Below are 15,925 nucleotides of genomic sequence, written 5' to 3'. Positions count from 1 at the left end.
CTTGGGGGTACCGCCGCAGCGGCGCCGGTGACCTGTGTGTCGCCTCCTTCTGCCAACGACATCCTGGTGTCCGATACCGCCAGCTGCGGCGCCACCGCCGAGGACGCCTTCGCTCGCGCGTATGCCGCCGACAGCGGCACCGCGGTGTCGGTCGCCGAGTCGACCGGTGCCGCCGAAGCCCACGCGACGGGCTTCGGCACGGCGCTCAGTGCAGCCCGTGACGGCGGCCGGTCGTTCGCCTACGCGCTCGGCGGCGGACTGAGCCACTCGTGGGCTCAGGGTCCGGCGACGACCCTGTCGGTGGCCGGCTACGGGTCGGGCGCCACGGCCGACACCACCGGCGTCACGTGCGTCGGAGCCCAGTCGTTCGCGGTCAACACCGCGACGGGACAGTGGTGCGCCGTGGGGGTCGGCTCGACGCCGCGTTGAGCGAGCGCGGCACCGATGATCCGGACGACCGTGTAGTCGGTCTTTCGCGGATTTCGTGACGGGGGTGGCAGGTGCCGGTAGTCTTGCACTCGCCACCCCCGAGTGCTAAAAATGCACTTAGCACTCGCAACACGTGAGTGCCAGGTCGGTAGGGTGAGACCGGGTTTTCGACACCCCTGGTCGTCCGTCGCGGGCACTGCTTCCGGCCGAAGGCGTACATGGAGCGATCCGACGAGCGATCGCTCCGGTGTCACCCCCATACCCGGAGGATCACTTCGCAATGGCCAAGATCATCGCGTTCGACGAAGAGGCCCGTCGCGGCCTCGAGCGGGGCCTCAACAGCCTCGCCGACGCAGTCAAGGTGACGTTGGGCCCCAAGGGTCGCAACGTCGTTCTCGAGAAGAAGTGGGGCGCCCCCACGATCACCAACGATGGTGTGTCCATCGCCAAGGAGATCGAGCTCGAGGATCCGTACGAGAAGATCGGCGCCGAGCTGGTCAAGGAAGTTGCCAAGAAGACCGACGACGTCGCGGGTGACGGCACCACCACCGCTACCGTGCTCGCCCAGGCGCTCGTCCGCGAGGGTCTGCGCAACGTTGCTGCGGGCGCCAATCCCCTCGGCCTGAAGCGCGGCATCGAGAAGGCCGTCGAGGCCGTCACCGCCAAGCTGCTCGACACCGCCAAGGAGGTCGAGACCAAGGAGCAGATCGCCGCCACCGCAGGCATCTCCGCCGGCGACCCCGCGATCGGTGAGCTCATCGCCGAGGCCATCGACAAGGTGGGCAAGGAAGGCGTCATCACCGTCGAGGAGTCCAACACCTTCGGCCTCCAGCTCGAGCTGACCGAGGGCATGCGCTTCGACAAGGGCTACATCTCCCTCTACTTCGCCACCGACGCAGAGCGTCAGGAGGCCGTGCTCGAGGATCCCTACATCCTGCTCGTCAGCTCCAAGATCTCCACGGTCAAGGACCTGCTGCCGCTGCTCGAGAAGGTCATCCAGTCGGGCAAGCCGCTGCTGATCATCGCCGAGGACGTCGAGGGTGAGGCTCTGTCCACCCTGGTCCTCAACAAGATCCGCGGCACCTTCAAGTCGGTCGCCGTCAAGGCTCCGGGCTTCGGCGACCGCCGCAAGGCCCAGCTCGCCGACATCGCCATCCTCACCGGTGGCGAGGTCGTCAGCGAAGAGGTCGGCCTCTCCCTCGAGACCGCCGGCATCGAGCTGCTCGGCCAGGCCCGCAAGGTCGTCGTCACCAAGGACGAGACCACCATCGTCGAGGGCGCGGGCGATCCCGACGCCATCGCCGGTCGCGTCAACCAGATCCGCGCCGAGATCGAGGCGTCGGATTCGGACTACGACCGTGAGAAGCTGCAGGAGCGCCTCGCGAAGCTGGCCGGCGGCGTCGCCGTCATCAAGGCCGGTGCCGCGACCGAGGTCGAGCTCAAGGAGCGCAAGCACCGCATCGAGGACGCCGTCCGCAACGCGAAGGCTGCCGTCGAAGAGGGCATCGTCGCCGGTGGTGGCGTGGCCCTGCTGCAGGCCGCTCCGGTTCTCGACGACCTCAAGCTCGAGGGCGACGAGGCCACGGGTGCCAACATCGTCAAGGTCGCTCTCGAGGCGCCGCTGAAGCAGATCGCCTTCAACGCCGGCCTCGAGCCCGGCGTCGTCGCCGAGAAGGTCCGCAACCTCGAGGCCGGCCACGGCCTCAACGCTGCGACCGGCGACTACGAGGACCTGCTCGAAGCGGGCATCAACGACCCGGTCAAGGTCACCCGCTCGGCGCTGCAGAACGCTGCGTCGATCGCGGCTCTGTTCCTGACGACCGAGGCCGTCGTCGCCGACAAGCCGGAGAAGGCCGCCGCTCCCGTGGGCGACCCGACCGGCGGCATGGGCGGCATGGACTTCTGATCCGCCCCTGCGGGCGGAGAGGACTTCTGATCCGCCCCTGCGGGCGGAGAGGACTTCTGATCCGCCCCTGAGCCACACGAGGCCCGATCCCACTCCGGTGGGGTCGGGCCTCGTGCTGTTCCCCGACGATTCCGGCCTCCGGTACGGAACGATCACATATTCGTTACGAAAGGGGCTCCGCGGACGATGAATGTCACGAAAGTGTCACTTCATCCGGTTCCGGAGGTTCGTGCCGATCCGCAACCGGTCCGAGGTGCGCAGCCAGACGGATCGACGAGGGGAAGAGAATATGCGGTCGTCCTGGTTACGGCGGGTACTGCTCACGGTGGCGATGGGAACGTCGATGGTCCTCGCGGCTCCCGGAGGCGCTCTCGCGCAGTCGGTAGAAGCCGACGATCAGCGACCGGTGGGAGAGCTGACCTCTGTCGAGCACGAGAGCGACCGCACCGTCATCGCGAACGTCTACTCACCGTCGATGGACAAGGTGATCCCCCTCCGGATCCGGACGCCCGCCGACTCGAGTGAACCGCGTCCCACCCTCTACCTGATCAACGGCTCGGGAGGCGGGCAGGGGATCGCCACCTGGGAGAAGCAGACCGACGTCGAGGACTTCTTCTCGGACAAGAACATCAACGTCGTCACGCCGCTCCTCGGCGGCTACAGCTACTACACCGATTGGCGCAACGACGATCCCGCACTCGGCCGCAACATGTGGACGACCTTCCTGACGCACGAACTCCCGCCGGTCATCGACACGGAGTTCGGGACATCGGGACGCAACGCCATTGCGGGAGTGTCGATGTCGGGGACGTCGGTGCTCGGCCTCGCCACGACGGCCCCCGAGCTGTACGAGGCGGTCGGGGCGTACAGCGGATGCGCCGAGACGAGCACGCCGCTGGGGCAGTCCTACGTGCAGGCCGTCGTACGCGTCAAGGGTGGCGACCCCGAGAACATGTGGGGCCCGGTCGGTGATCCGGCCTGGATCGAGAACGATCCCTACCTCCAGGCCGAGAAGCTCCGCGGTATCGACCTGTACATCTCGTCGGGTTCGGGTCTGCCCGGGCAGTACGAGCGGCTCGGATCGCGGTCGGTGAACAACGACCCGATCGGGCTCGTCGGGCAGGTGGTCGTCGGCGGCAGCATCGAGGCGCCGGTCCACCACTGCACCCAGCGGATGGCCCAGCGACTCGAGGAGTTGGACATCCCCGCCCGGATCGACCTGCGTCCGGCGGGTACGCACTCCTGGGACTACTGGGAGGACGATCTGCGCAACTCGTGGCCGCTTCTGTCGCAGGCGGTCGGACTGTAGAGGTCCCGCACAATCCACCGGAAATGCCCGATTCGATCCCGGTCGAATCGGGCATCTTCTTTCGGTCGTTATTCAACCGATAGATCGGTCGATTCGCCGTAATCGGTCGGTGAACGGGATGAATCGGGCCGAACGGAAATATCGAATTCAAACAGAAATAAATGGGTACGGACGTTCCGTTTTCTTTCCTTGACGCTGTGAGCTGGTCATATGCGGGCTCGTCCTAGCTTCCCTGCGAGTGTGAATGTCATCACATCCTGATTTGCGCACTCTCGGGTCGCGCATACACGTCGAGTGTGTTGAGAATTGATGCGAGCCCGACGGAATTCCGATCGGAATTCCGGGTAGGCGAAAAGCAATCGGACGAGACCCGTCCGGTATGTGATCGGACGAAGGAGATTCACATGGACGTCATCGAACTCATCGGCTCTGCCCTCGAACTGCTCGGCGGCACCGAACTGCTCGGCACCCTGCTCGAGACCGGCAGTGCCGTTCTCGGCCTCGGCCAGTAGTTCCTGCTGAGCTGAACAGCTGTGCCGCTGCCTCGCAGCGGCATACGACACCCCCGGCGGATCTCCGCCGGGGGTGTCGTCGTCTCGGCCGACCCCGTGACCCGGATCAGTTCTCGGGGATCAGCATCCACAGGGCGAGGTAGAGCAACACGGCGGTGCCGCCCGTGACGAAGGCTGCGAGGACTGCGCCTGCACGCACGAGGTTGAGGTCGACGTTGAAGTACTCGGCCAGTCCGGCGCACACACCACCGAGCATGCGCTGGGACGAGGAGCGGGTGAAGGGACGGGGAGCCTGGTTCTCGAAGTTCATGTATTCATCCTGTCGCCGTAACGGTCTCGGCACATCCGGGAACGGCCCGGATCTTCACCCTGATCTTCGTCTCGGGGTCGGTCGGACGAGCCGGCCCGAACAACGCAGAAATCACGCTGAGGGCAATGCTCGGCGACCGGGGCGCGAGGAGGCAGACTCGACCGTCGGTACTGCCGATCAAAAGGAGATCTCCCGTCATGACCGACGTCGTCCTGGACGAACAGCTCGCCGCACTGCGCCGCAGGTACGGCACCCGGGCCGCCGAGCAGGTGGCCGGACGCGGTGGCTCCGGCGCGTGGAACGACGTCATCGCTCTCCAACTGGCGCATCGCTCCGTGCGAAAGTTCCTTCCCGAAGCGGTATCCGAGGATGATCTGTGCGCGATCGTGGCCGCGGCTTCGTCCGCCGCGAGCTCGAGCAACCTGCAGTTGTGGAGCGTCGTGGCCGTCACCGACCGCGACCGGCTCGCCCGGATCGCGACTTTCGCCGGCAACCAGCCGGCGGTGCGTGACGCTCCACTGCTGCTCGTGTGGGTGGCCGACCTCGCCCGGGCGGCGCGGGTCGCCGAGCAGCACGGCAAGGATCTCGTCAACGTCGACTACGTGGAGTCCGCGCTGCTCGGGGTGGTCGATGCCGCGCTCGCCGCACAGAATGCGGTGCTCGCCGCGGAATCGCTCGGCCTCGGCACCGTCTACATCGGGGCCATCCGCAACCATCCGCGTGACGTGGCCGCAGAACTGGCTCTGCCCGACCACAGTTTCGCTGTGGTCGGGCTGGTGGTGGGCCGTCCCGATCCCGAGGTGGAGTCGGAGGTCAAGCCGCGGTTGGGTCAGGACGTGGTGCTGCATCGCGAGCAGTACTCGACCGAGGAACGGGATGCCGGCCTCGCCGCCTATGAGGAGGAGATCTCCGGCTTCTACCGCGATCAGGGTCTGGCGGAGAGCTGGGTCGAACGTGTACTCGGGCGCTTCGCGTCGCCCGGCGCGCTCGGGAGCAGGGAACAGATGCGGGAAGCTCTGCGGGAGCGCGGTTTCGGTCTGGACTGACCGCAGGGAGGCGTCAGCGGCACACGACCGTCAGGCCGACCCCGCGCCACACCTGACGTTCGACACGATCGAACTCGTTGTCGTCACTGTCGTATTCGTACTCGACCTCGGTCCGGTATCCCCGGTCGCGCTGAGCGGTCACGGTGCAGTCGCCGCCGGCGGAACCGGACCGGTTGACGATCGAGTACGGCACACCCTCCGCGGCGAGCACGGCGACCGCGGCCTGCTCGCTCAAGCCGACCACACCGGGCGCGGGTTGTGCTGTGGCAGCTCCTGTTCCGAGCAGTACTGCGGCGGTGCCGAGCGACAGGACGGCGGCGGTCGCGAGACGGGAGCGGGTGACAAGAGTACGCATGGGTTCCTCCGAAAGGGTGCTGGACCGGACATTTCGATCGTCCGCCGCGACCCGGCCCGAGCACATCCGGGCACGACCCCCATCCCGACCCTGAATTCCGGACTCGGGGTGGCAGGGACACTGGGGAAACCGGCACCCGCCGCGTCCGGATCGGCCTAGTCTGGGCCGGTGGAGACCGTACCGATCCAGCTTCCCGGGGGCACCACGGCCCCGGTGCGCCTCTTCGCGGGACCCGACCACGAGCACGAGACACGCCGCGACGCCTCCCGCGCCGTCGTGGTGATCGTGCCGGGGCTCGGCATCCCTGCCGGTTACTACGAGCCGTTCGGGCAGGCGATCACCGAGCACGGATTCGACGCGGCGATCTGTGAACTGGCCGGCCAGGGCGACAGCCGTCCGAGGCCCGGACCCGACAGCACCTACGGCTACCACGAGATCGTCGCGACGCACTTCCCCGCTGTCTTCGAGGTGATGCGGGAGCGCTTCCCCGACTCGACGCCGTACCTTCTCGGCCACTCCATGGGCGGCCAACTCGGGGTGCTCTACGCCGCGCGCATCCGCGGCCGGCTCGGCGGACTGATCCTCGTCACCTCGGGCACGCCCTACTACCGCCAGCACGTGGGCATCCGCGGGCCGGGACTGTGGCTCGGGTCGACGGCGATGTCGCTGACCGCCGCGGTGGCCGGTTTCTGGCCCGGTGATCGCATCGACGTCGCCGGTTTCGGCCGGCAGTCGCGCGTGCTGATCTCCGACTGGGCGCGACTGGCCCGCACCGGCCGGTTCGAACCGGCCGGTGCGGACATCGACTACGAGGAACGGGTCGGGCGTCTCACGCTGCCCGTCCTGTCGATCACGATCGAAGACGACGACCTCACCCCGGTCGCGTCGGCGCAGCACCTGCTCGAGAAGCTGCCCTCCGCCGACGTCGCCCGGTGGCACAACCCGCGGGCACTGGGCCACAACGGATGGATCCGCGACAACAACGACACCGTAGCGAAGATCGTGGCCTGGCTACGCGACCGCTGATCCCGCGCGGGCAGCAGCGGCGAGCCGGACGTGCGCGTTGGGGGAGCCGTATCCGGTGTAGCCGCCGCGCCGTTCGAGGAGTTCGACCTGGAAATTGCCCTGCACCGGGAGCGTGTAGGCGTGCAGGAATTCGCCGCCGTCGTCGTTGCGATCGTAGAGCAGGCCGTTGTCCTGCAGGACGGCGAGCAGGGCGGGGTCGAGCACGAACCGCGCGTCGAGATCCGCGTAGTAGTTCGCGGGCGGCCGGAGGAACTCCACGCCGCGCGCACGTGCGTGGCGTACCGAGTCGACGACGTCGGCCGTGGCGAAGGCCAGCTGGGTCACACCGTGCAGCTGGGGCGCAGCACCGGTCTCGGAGACGTTCAGCGCGACCCGCAGGTCACCCTTCTCCGCGCGCAGTGCACGGATGCGCAGGCGGCCCTGCGGCTGGATGTACTCCTCGGGGTCTTCCGGCCGCAGTCCGAACAGGGTGCGGAAGAACGACAGCTCCTGGTTCAGGTCGTCCGCCGCGACCGTCACGTCGACATGGTCGAGACCGAGCCATCCCTCGTCGGCCGGGGGAGTGGCTGCCGCGTCGTCGGACACGAAGTCGTTGTGCCAGTCGTCGGTCTGCCCCGGCTCGGCACTGACGAAGATGTGCAGACCGGAGGGCGAGGTGATGCCCGGCAGGCCTGCTTCACCCTCCCCTCGGGTGCGGTCGACCGCGGGCCACAGCAGGTTCGCGGCGCGTTCGGCCACCGCGGCGACGTCGGGGGCGACGAGACCCAGCGCGGTCGCGGCGGGGCCCGGCGCGGGCTCCTCGTTCAGGACGACGTTCGCGCCGCCGTTGCGCCACCACACGACGGGCTTGCTGCGGTGCCGGCCGGCGACATGGAATCCGAGTCCGGTGAGCAGCGCCGGGTAGTCGGTGCGGTCGGGGTCGGCGAGTTCGACGAACGCCGCGTCGGTGTGCGCCGGAAGCGGCGGTGCGACCGTCACCTTCTCGCGTGCGGGCCCGGTGACCCGCGCACCGAGCCGGTCCTCGAGGAACAGCAGCGACCGCATCGCGTCGCGCGCGGTCACATGCGGATCCGCTTCGCGCACCACGTCGCTGAAGACCTCGAGCGAGAGCGGACCGTCGTAACCGGCGTCGAGCACGGCCGCGACCACCCCGGAGACGTCGAGCATGCCCTGCCCCGGGAAGCACCGGAAGTGGCGGCTCCATTCGAGGACGTTCATGTCGAGCACCGGGGCGTCGGCGACCTGCAGGAAGCCGATGCGTTCGCCGGGGATGCCGGCCAGGGCGCGTCCGTCGTCGCCGCGTGCGAGCATGTGGAAGGTGTCCACGGCCAGCGTCACGGCCGGGTGGTCGGCGCGTTCGACGAGATTCCACGCCTGCCCGACCCGGTTGACGTGGCGTCCCCAGGCGAGGGCCTCGTAGGCGAAGGTGACCCCGTGCGAGGCGGCGAGATCGCCGACGGCGCGCAGCTGTTCGGCGGACAGTTCTGGATCGTCGATCGCGGTCGGCAGCGCGTTCGAGCACGCCAGGAAGGTCGTTGCGCCGAGCTCGTTCATCACCTCGAGCTTGCGGCGGACGCGGTGCAGGACGTGGGGGAATCGCCGCGGGTCGACGCCCTCGATGTCGCGGATCGGCTGGAACAGGTCGATCGACAGACCGAGATCGGCGCAGCGCCGCGCTACCTCGGCGGGTGACAGCGGCGACGCGATGAGGTCGTTGTCGAAGATTTCGATCCCGTCGAATCCTGCAGCGGCGATCGCGTCGAGTTTGTCGGCGAGAACACCGGAGAGCGAGACGGTGGCGATTCCGCGGCGCATCAGCTGGTCAGCTCCTCGAAGTGTCGGACCATTCGTTCGGCGTCGGGTTCGACGCCCGTGAAGTACTCGAAGGCACCCACGGCCTGGAAGACGGCCATGCCGCCACCGGGCACCACGCGGCATCCGCGGGAGCGGGCGAGGTGGATCAGTTCGGTCTCGAGCGGGAAGTACACGACGTCGGAGACCCACAGGTCCTCGCGGACGAGCTCGGCGGGGACGGGCAGGCCGGGGTGGCCGGTCATTCCTGTGGGGGTCGCGTTGACCAGACCCTGCGCCGAGGCCAGAGCGCCGGCGAGATCGGTGGTCGCGCGGACCCGGTCGTCGCCGAAGCGTTTGGCCAGGCGGGTCGCGCAGGCCTGCGCCTTCTCGACGTCGACGTCGACGATGGACACGTGCGCGGAGCCCTGTTCGAGCAGCGCGTACCCGACGGCCGAACCGGCACCGCCGGCCCCGACCAGCACGGCGCGGTCGGAGACGGCCTCGGGCAGCCGGCGGCGGAACGCGCGCCCCCAGCCGGACCAGTCGGTATTGCGGCCGAGTGCGCGACCGTCCCGGAACACCACCGTGTTGACCGCGCCGAGATCGTGGGCGTCGTCGGACAACTCATCGAGCAGAGGGATGACGACCTGCTTGAAGGGGTGCGTGATGTTGAGCCCGTCGAAGCCGAAACGCTGTGCCCAGTCGAACATCTCGGCCAGGTTCTCGGCGCCGTAGCCGAGGCGCTCGGCGTCGACGAGGCGGTAGGTCAGGTTCAGTCCCGAGGCGAAGCCCTCCCGTTCCTGCATGGCCGGGGTGAGCGAACCGTTGATCCCGGCGCCGAACAGGCCCAGCAGGAAGGACGTACGTGCGGGCGCTGCGGTGGTCATCGGGAGCTTTCCTTCTTCTCGGTATCGAGTGCGAGTGCGGCCAGGTGACGGACGGCGAACTCGTATCCGTCGGGGCCGCATCCGGCGATCACGGCCTTTGCGACGGGAGCGACGAACGAACGGTGCCGGAACTCCTCGCGGGCGTGGACGTTGGTCAGGTGCACTTCCACGATCGGTGCCGCGACGGTCACGAGCGCGTCGTGCAGTGCGACCGAGGTGTGCGTGTAGGCCGCGGCGTTGACGACGAAACCGGCTGCCGATTCGCGGAGTTCGTGGACGGCGTCGATGAGTGCGCCCTCGTGGTTGCTCTGCCGGAAGTCGATGTCGAAGCCCAGGTCGTCGGCGGTGCGGCGGCACGACTTCTCGATGTCTGCCAGCGTCGCGGTGCCGTAGAGATGAGGTTCGCGCGTGCCGAGCAGGTTGAGATTGGGCCCGTTGAGCACGGCGATGATGGGACGCGCACTCACGATGCGGCTCCGGCGGGGACCGGCGTGGTGTTGCGGTCGTGGGGGAGCAGGCCGATCTCACGGGTGGGGACCTTGTGGGTTCCGGACGGTCCGGTGGCCACCGCGATCAACGAGATGACGACGGCGCCGACACAGAACAGGGCCACGCGGTACCAGTTGTCGGCGTTGCCGTCCATGAGCGACCCTGCGATGGCCGGGGTGAAGCCGGCGAGCGCGAAGCCGAACTGGGTGCCGATCGCCATGCCCGACAGTCGGACGCTGGTGGGGAAGTACTCGGCATAGGTCGCGGGCCACACCGCGTTCGGCATGCTGTAGATCACGCCGGCGAGAAGGATGCCGGTGACGAGGACGAGCGGCACGTCGCCCCGCGAGATCGACCACAGGAAGGCCGTCACCATCACGGCGCTGCCGATCAGGCCGGAGACGAAGACCGGTTTGCGGCCGATGCGGTCGGACAGCATGGCCCACAGTGGGATGGTGCCGACGGCGATGATGTTGGCGACGATTGCCAGCCACAGCATCGTGGTGTCGCTGATGCCGATGCCGTACTCGTCGGCTGTGGCGAAGTTGAGGGCGAACACCTGGAAGGCCGTGTTGACCATGGCGATGAAGGCCGCGAAGAAGACGCGCAGGACGCCGGTCCAATGGTGGCGGAAGAGCACGGCCAGCGGTGCCTTGGGGGCCTCGTCGTGCGCCTTCTCGGCGTGGAACTCGGGGGTCTCGTCGAGGCTGCGCCGGATGAGGAAACCGACCAGCACGATCACGGCGCTGATCCAGAAGGGCACTCGCCAGCCCCACGACTGCAACTGCTCCTCGGACAGCAGGGCGATCACCGGCAGGAACATCAGCGGTGCGAGCACCTGGCCGCCCTGCGTGCCGCTCAGCGTCCAGCTGGTGAAGAAACCACGCCTGTCGTCGGGGGCATGTTCGAACGACATGGAGTTCGCGCCGGCCTGCTCACCCGCGGCGGACAGTCCCTGGAGCAGTCGCAGCACGACCAGCAGGATCGGTGCGAGCATGCCGATCTGTCCGTAGGTCGGCAGGCAACCGATGAGGAATGTCGAGACACCCATCAGCAGCAGCGTGCCGACGAGGATCAGCTTGCGGCCGAAGCGGTCGCCGATGTGGCCCATCAGGATGGACCCGAACGGGCGCGCGACGTAGGCGATGCCGAAGGTGGCGAGCGACGCGACGGTCGCGACCGCCTGGTTCCCTTCGGGGAAGAAGATCTTGGGGAAGACGAGCGCAGCGGCGGTGCCGTAGATCGCCAGGTCGTAGTACTCCAGTGCGCTGCCGCTCCACGCGGCGAGGGCCGCCTTGCGGGGCGTGCGCTGCACCGTGGTGTTTTCAGTCATCGGATGCCTCGGGGGGTGGGTCTTCAGTATCGGATACACGGACGTTATGGGTGTGGCGCAGCCCACGACAATCGTTTGCCATTTTTTGCCATACTGTCCGTATGTCGGCCTCTCCGCGTTCACGGAAACGCGCCACCATCACCGATGTGGCCCGCGAGGCAGGGGTCGCGGCGTCGACGGTCTCGCGCACGTTCACCAAGCCCGGTCGCGTCAACGCCGCCACTCGCGACCACATCCTCGAGGTCGCCGACCGGCTCGGCTACGCACCCAACCCCGCGGCCCGCGCCCTCGAATCGGGACGCACCAACACCCTGGCGCTGCTGGTCCCCGACATCACGAACCCCTTCTTCTCGGGCGTGATCAAGGGGGCCGAACGCGCCGCCGTCGCCTCCGGCCGGACCCTCGTCCTCGCCGACACCCAGGAGAGCGCGACCACCGAAGCGCACATCATCCGGCGGCTGGGGCCGGCCGTCGACGGTTTCGTCCTGGCGGCCGCCCGTATGCCGGACGACGAGCTGCGGCGCGTCGCCGAATTCGACGCCGTGACCCTGGTGAACCGGGCGATCCGCGGAATCTCCTGCGTTGTCGCCGATTACGAGACGGGCACGCGGCAGATCGTCGACCACCTCGCGTCGCTCGGGCACCGCTCGTTGCTGTTCCTCGGCGGTCCGCCCGAGTCGTGGTCGGGAGCGCGGCGCTGGGCCGGTCTGCAGGCCGCGGCGCAGGCTCACGGCATCGCGATGCGTCGCTTCGGCCCCTACTCGCCGACGCTCGGTGGCGGTGCCGCCGCGGCCGACGCCGCCGTGGCGGCCGGTGCCACCGCGGTGGTGTGCCACAACGACATGCTCGCCATCGGGGTGCTGCGCCGGATGCGGGAACGCGGGGTGTCCGTCCCGGAGCACGTGAGCGTGGTCGGATTCGACAACATCTTCGGCTCCGACCTGTGCCGGCCGTCGCTCACCACGCTCGCCGAACGCACCGAGGACGCCGGGGCGCGCGCCATCGAGATGCTCGCCCGGCAGGCCTACGAGCGGGTCGCGGTGGCCGACGAACTCGTGCTCCCGACGCAGCTCGTCGTCCGCGAGTCCACCGGACCGGCGAGATGAGGGAGGTTGTGTGCGTCTTTCTCGACGAGAACGCACACAGCCTCCCCGAAGTTCACCGGTTCGCGAGCTTGTCCGCCAGGAAGGTGAACGTCAGCGCCGACTTGAACGCCGCCTGGGCGTTGTCGGCAGCGCCGCCGTGGCCGCCCTCGATGTTCTCGTAGTACCGGACCTCGTGACCCTGCTCTTCGAGCCGCGCCACCATCTTCCGCGCATGGCCGGGATGCACCCGGTCGTCGCGCGTCGACGTGGTGACGAGGATCGGCGGGTAGTCGGCATCCGGGTCGGTGTTCTGGTACGGCGAGTACTTCGACAGGAACTCCCACTCCGCGGGGTTGTCGGGGTCGCCGTACTCGGCCATCCACGACGCACCGGCGAGCAGCAGGTGGTAGCGCTTCATGTCGAGCAGCGGCACCTGGCACACGATCGCCCCGAACAGTTCGGGACAGCGGGTGAGCATCACGCCCATGAGCAGACCGCCGTTGCTGCCGCCCTGGGTGCCGAGCTGCTCGGCCGTCGTGATCCCGCGCGCGACGAGATCCTTCGCGACCGCGGCGAAGTCCTCGAAGACCTTGTGCCGGTTTTCCTTCAGGGCCTGCGTGTGCCAGCTGGGTCCGTACTCGCCGCCACCGCGGATGTTCGCGATGACGTAGGTGTAGCCCTTCTCGAGCCACGCCCGCCCGACGCCGCCGCTGTAGGCCGGCACCATCGAGTTCTCGAACCCGCCGTACCCGTACAACAGTGTGGGCGACGGGGTTCCGGTGTTGCTGCCGACCACGAAGTAGGGCACCTGCGTGCCGTCGTCGGACGTCGCGAAGAACTGCTCGACGGTGATGCCCTCGGCGTCGAAGAACGACGGGGCCTGCTTGATCGCCTCCACCGGGCCGCCGACCGTCCCCGACAGCAGGGTCGCAGGGATCGTGAAACCGCTGGAGTTGAGGAAGAAGTCGTCGCTGTTGAGCGGATCGACGTCGATGATCGAAGTCGACGTGGCATCGGGGACGTCGGGCAGTTCCTCGTCCGACCAACCGTCCTCACCCGGTGTGAGCACCCGCACGCGGGTCTGCACGTCGCGCAGTGTGACGACGAGCAGGTGATTCTGCGTCCACGCGTACTGCTCGAGCGAGGTGTGCTCGTCCGGGGCGAACAGCACCGTCACCTCACGCGAGCCGGCGAGGAAGGCCGGATAGTTCGCGGCGAGCAGCGTGCCGGCGGGATGGCCGAGCCATTCGGAGCGGGTGCGCACGAGCAGGTGGTCGCGGTACACGCTCACCCGCGCGTCGTCGGGAACATCCAGTTCGACGAGCTCGCCGTCCGCGGTGAGTTCGAAACGCTGCGCCCGGTAGAAGTCGATCGCGCGGTCGACGAAGCTGCGCTCGTATCCGGGGGTGTTGTCGTACCAGGCGGAGACAGCGACATCGGTGCGCTCACCTTCGAAGACCGTCTCGGCCTCATCGATCGGAGTGCCGCGCCGCCAACGCTTCGCGAGTCGCGGATAACCCGAGTCGGTGAGCGACCCGTCGCCGAAATCGCTTCCCACATAGACGGTGTCGGAGTCGATCCACCCGATGTCCGTCTTCGCCTCGGGTAGTTCGAAACTGTCCGGGCCCGAGACGAATCGTCGCTCGACGAGATCGAACTCGCGGATCACACTCGCGTCGGCACCACCGCGCGACAAGCTGATGAGCGCGCGGGTCTGATCGGGCCGCAGCACCTGGGCACCCGACCACACCCAGTTCTCGCCCTCTTCCTCGGCGACGGCGTCGAGGTCGACGAGGACGTCCCATTCGGGTTCGTCGCGCAGGTACTGCTCCATCGTCGTGCGACGCCACAGGCCGCGTACGTGCTCGGCGTCCCGCCAGTAGTTGTAGAGGTACTCGCCCCGCCGACGCGCATAGGGGATGCGGGCGTCGGTGTCGAGGATCTCGCGGATGCGGGATTCGAGGTCGGTGAAGCTCTCGGTGCGGGTGTACTCCTCGACCGTTCGGTCGTTCCGGGCACGCACCCAGTCGAGTTGTTCCTCGCCGGTGACGTCCTCGAGCCATAGGTACGGATCGGTCGTGTCGTCGCTCATGATCCATTCATACCCGCCCCGCACGTGCCTCCGGCGGCAGGCAGACTGTGACCTCGTGCAGATGCATCCGTCGGACGCGCGCCGGGAATGGCTCGGCGACCGCATCCCGGGCGACCTGTTCGCCCTCTACTGTTTCGACGCCCCCGCGACTCCGGTCGCCGACGTGCTCGACGAACTGCGGTCGCGGGCGGCGGTGATGGGGGAGCTGCAGGTACGGATGGTCGAGGTACCCGCGGGTCTCGACTATCCCTACTGGGCAGCGCACACCCCAGCAGAAGACCGGTTCGTCGTCCACGAATCCGGCAGCTACGAACAGATGCTCGTCGCGCTGTCCGGGCTCGTCGCGACCCGCGTCGACGTCACCGTCTCGCCGTGGCGACTGCACGTCTTCCCACATGTCACGGGTGCTCCGCGCGGGAACGGTCCCGCCCTCGTGGTCGTCCTGCAGATGTCGCACGCCTTCGCCGACGGGGTGCGCACCTCCGCGCTCGCCCGCGATCTGCTGGCGGGCACCGCGACACCCACGACACCGCCGCGCGCCCTCTCGCCCGCCGGGATGCTTACGCGTGCCGTCCTGCGGCTGCCGTTCTCGATTCCACGGGTGATCGCCGACGGGCGGCGGTCGGTGGATGCGGCGCGACAGCTCGCCGACCCCTCGGTGCCGCCACCCACCCCGGGGAGGCCGCTGGTCGCTGTGAACACCGCACCCGGGCCGCGGCGGACGGTCCGCACACTCGTGTTCGACTCCGCCGCCCTGCGCGGCGTCGGCACGGTCACCATCGGCGCGCTCACGGCCATCGGCGCCGCCCTGTCGCAGCTCCTCGGCGTCGACGAACTGTCCGCCGAGGTGCCGGTCGCGGTGGCGCCGGGCACGGCCCGCAACAGCTACCGCAACGTCGGCGTCGACCTGCACTGCGCGCTCCGCGAACCGCACGAACGTGCCGCGGCGATCGCCGCCGACCTGGCGTTGCAACGGATCCGTGCGCGGCACCCCGCCATGGCGATCCGGGTCCGCACCGACGACCACGTCCCCGCACCGTTGCTGCGGTTCGGTACCGACCGACTCGACCTGTCCGTCGTCCCACCCACCGTCACGGGCAACACCGTCGTGTCGAGCGTCTACCGAGGTCCGGCCGACCTGGAACTCGGTGGCGGGCGGGTGCGGTTCACCTCGGGCTTCCCGGGCCTGTCGCCCGTGCAGGCGCTCACCCACGGCGTGCACGGGATCGGCGACACCGTGACCCTGTCGGTGACGACCTCCCCGGATGTCCTCGACGCGGCAGGTCTCGCTCGGTACGTCGCCCTGCTGCACGAGGCGGTCGCCTCGCTGTAACGTGCCCCGAATCCAACGA

Annotated in this window: 14 protein-coding genes; 7 read left to right on the top strand and 7 right to left on the bottom strand. The window is 68.5% G+C overall.

Going from position 1 to position 15,925, the window contains the following annotated elements:
* The 3 genes from AC6CID_RS23030 to AC6CID_RS23020 all read left to right on the top strand — a co-directional run.
* A partial coding sequence (locus tag AC6CID_RS23030) for a DUF6764 family protein (protein ID WP_498354550.1) occupies positions 1 to 429 on the top strand: 429 nt, incomplete at its 5' end.
* 280 nt (positions 430 to 709) lie between these two features.
* Positions 710 to 2,335: a chaperonin GroEL gene (groL, locus tag AC6CID_RS23025; RefSeq protein WP_024101799.1), complete on the top strand. Its 1,626-nt coding sequence runs from the start codon at positions 710 to 712 to the stop codon at positions 2,333 to 2,335.
* Between the two features lie 289 nt (positions 2,336 to 2,624).
* Positions 2,625 to 3,644 carry an alpha/beta hydrolase gene (locus tag AC6CID_RS23020; RefSeq protein WP_498354549.1) on the top strand — a complete coding sequence of 340 codons (1,020 nt, stop codon included), beginning with the start codon at positions 2,625 to 2,627 and terminating at the stop codon, positions 3,642 to 3,644.
* Between the two features lie 618 nt (positions 3,645 to 4,262).
* Here the strand turns inward: AC6CID_RS23020 and AC6CID_RS23015 are convergent.
* Complete coding sequence (locus AC6CID_RS23015) at positions 4,263 to 4,466, bottom strand: PspC domain-containing protein (RefSeq protein ID WP_006553621.1); 204 nt, start codon at positions 4,464 to 4,466, stop codon at positions 4,263 to 4,265.
* Positions 4,467 to 4,663: 197 nt separating this feature from the next.
* Between AC6CID_RS23015 and AC6CID_RS23010 the strand changes: the two genes are divergently transcribed.
* Positions 4,664 to 5,512, top strand: coding sequence for an NADPH-dependent oxidoreductase (locus AC6CID_RS23010; RefSeq protein ID WP_121208853.1), 849 nt, complete (start codon positions 4,664 to 4,666; stop codon positions 5,510 to 5,512).
* A gap of 13 nt (positions 5,513 to 5,525) precedes the next feature.
* Here the strand turns inward: AC6CID_RS23010 and AC6CID_RS23005 are convergent, their stop codons facing one another.
* Positions 5,526 to 5,867 carry a hypothetical protein gene (locus AC6CID_RS23005; RefSeq protein WP_064061554.1) on the bottom strand — a complete coding sequence of 114 codons (342 nt, stop codon included), beginning with the start codon at positions 5,865 to 5,867 and terminating at the stop codon, positions 5,526 to 5,528.
* A 168-nt stretch (positions 5,868 to 6,035) separates the two neighbouring features.
* Here AC6CID_RS23005 and AC6CID_RS23000 point away from each other — a divergent pair, with 168 nt between their 5' ends.
* The gene (locus AC6CID_RS23000; RefSeq protein ID WP_498354548.1) at positions 6,036 to 6,893 is read left to right on the top strand and encodes an alpha/beta hydrolase family protein; all 858 of its coding nucleotides are present in this window, start codon (positions 6,036 to 6,038) and stop codon (positions 6,891 to 6,893) included.
* On the opposite strand, the gene AC6CID_RS22995 is transcribed toward AC6CID_RS23000, so the two are convergent.
* The 4 genes from AC6CID_RS22995 to AC6CID_RS22980 are packed head-to-tail and all read right to left on the bottom strand — an operon-like array spanning position 6,879 to position 11,396.
* Entirely contained in the window at positions 6,879 to 8,708 is a 1,830-nt protein-coding gene (locus AC6CID_RS22995; RefSeq protein ID WP_064061553.1) for a sugar phosphate isomerase/epimerase and 4-hydroxyphenylpyruvate domain-containing protein, read from the bottom strand. The genes AC6CID_RS23000 and AC6CID_RS22995 overlap by 15 nt on opposite strands.
* Positions 8,708 to 9,574 (bottom strand): shikimate dehydrogenase, encoded by an 867-nt coding sequence (locus AC6CID_RS22990; RefSeq protein ID WP_217579541.1) that lies wholly within the window; start codon positions 9,572 to 9,574, stop codon positions 8,708 to 8,710. Before AC6CID_RS22990 ends, AC6CID_RS22995 begins: the two co-directional genes overlap by 1 nt.
* Complete coding sequence (gene aroQ / locus AC6CID_RS22985; protein WP_217579542.1) at positions 9,571 to 10,041, bottom strand: type II 3-dehydroquinate dehydratase; 471 nt, start codon at positions 10,039 to 10,041, stop codon at positions 9,571 to 9,573. The genes AC6CID_RS22990 and aroQ overlap by 4 nt, the downstream gene beginning before the upstream one ends.
* Positions 10,038 to 11,396 (bottom strand): MFS transporter, encoded by a 1,359-nt coding sequence (locus AC6CID_RS22980; RefSeq protein ID WP_217579543.1) that lies wholly within the window; start codon positions 11,394 to 11,396, stop codon positions 10,038 to 10,040. Before AC6CID_RS22980 ends, aroQ begins: the two co-directional genes overlap by 4 nt.
* Before the next feature lie 101 nt (positions 11,397 to 11,497).
* On the opposite strand from AC6CID_RS22980, the gene AC6CID_RS22975 reads away from it, so the two are divergent.
* Positions 11,498 to 12,502, top strand: a complete 1,005-nt coding sequence (locus AC6CID_RS22975) for a LacI family DNA-binding transcriptional regulator (RefSeq protein ID WP_064061550.1) — start codon at positions 11,498 to 11,500, stop codon at positions 12,500 to 12,502.
* Between the two features lie 52 nt (positions 12,503 to 12,554).
* Here the strand turns inward: AC6CID_RS22975 and AC6CID_RS22970 are convergent, their stop codons facing one another.
* A complete protein-coding gene (locus AC6CID_RS22970; protein WP_019291130.1) occupies positions 12,555 to 14,573 on the bottom strand; it encodes a prolyl oligopeptidase family serine peptidase in 2,019 nt (672 codons plus the stop codon).
* On the opposite strand from AC6CID_RS22970, the gene AC6CID_RS22965 reads away from it, so the two are divergent.
* Complete coding sequence (locus AC6CID_RS22965) at positions 14,572 to 15,906, top strand: wax ester/triacylglycerol synthase domain-containing protein (protein WP_081263517.1); 1,335 nt, start codon at positions 14,572 to 14,574, stop codon at positions 15,904 to 15,906. The genes AC6CID_RS22970 and AC6CID_RS22965 overlap by 2 nt on opposite strands.
* The last annotated feature ends 19 nt before the right edge of the window (positions 15,907 to 15,925 follow it).

The sequence above is a fragment of the Rhodococcus sp. GQ147 genome (assembly GCF_059759155.1).
This window is presented reverse-complemented; position numbering and strand designations above follow the sequence as displayed.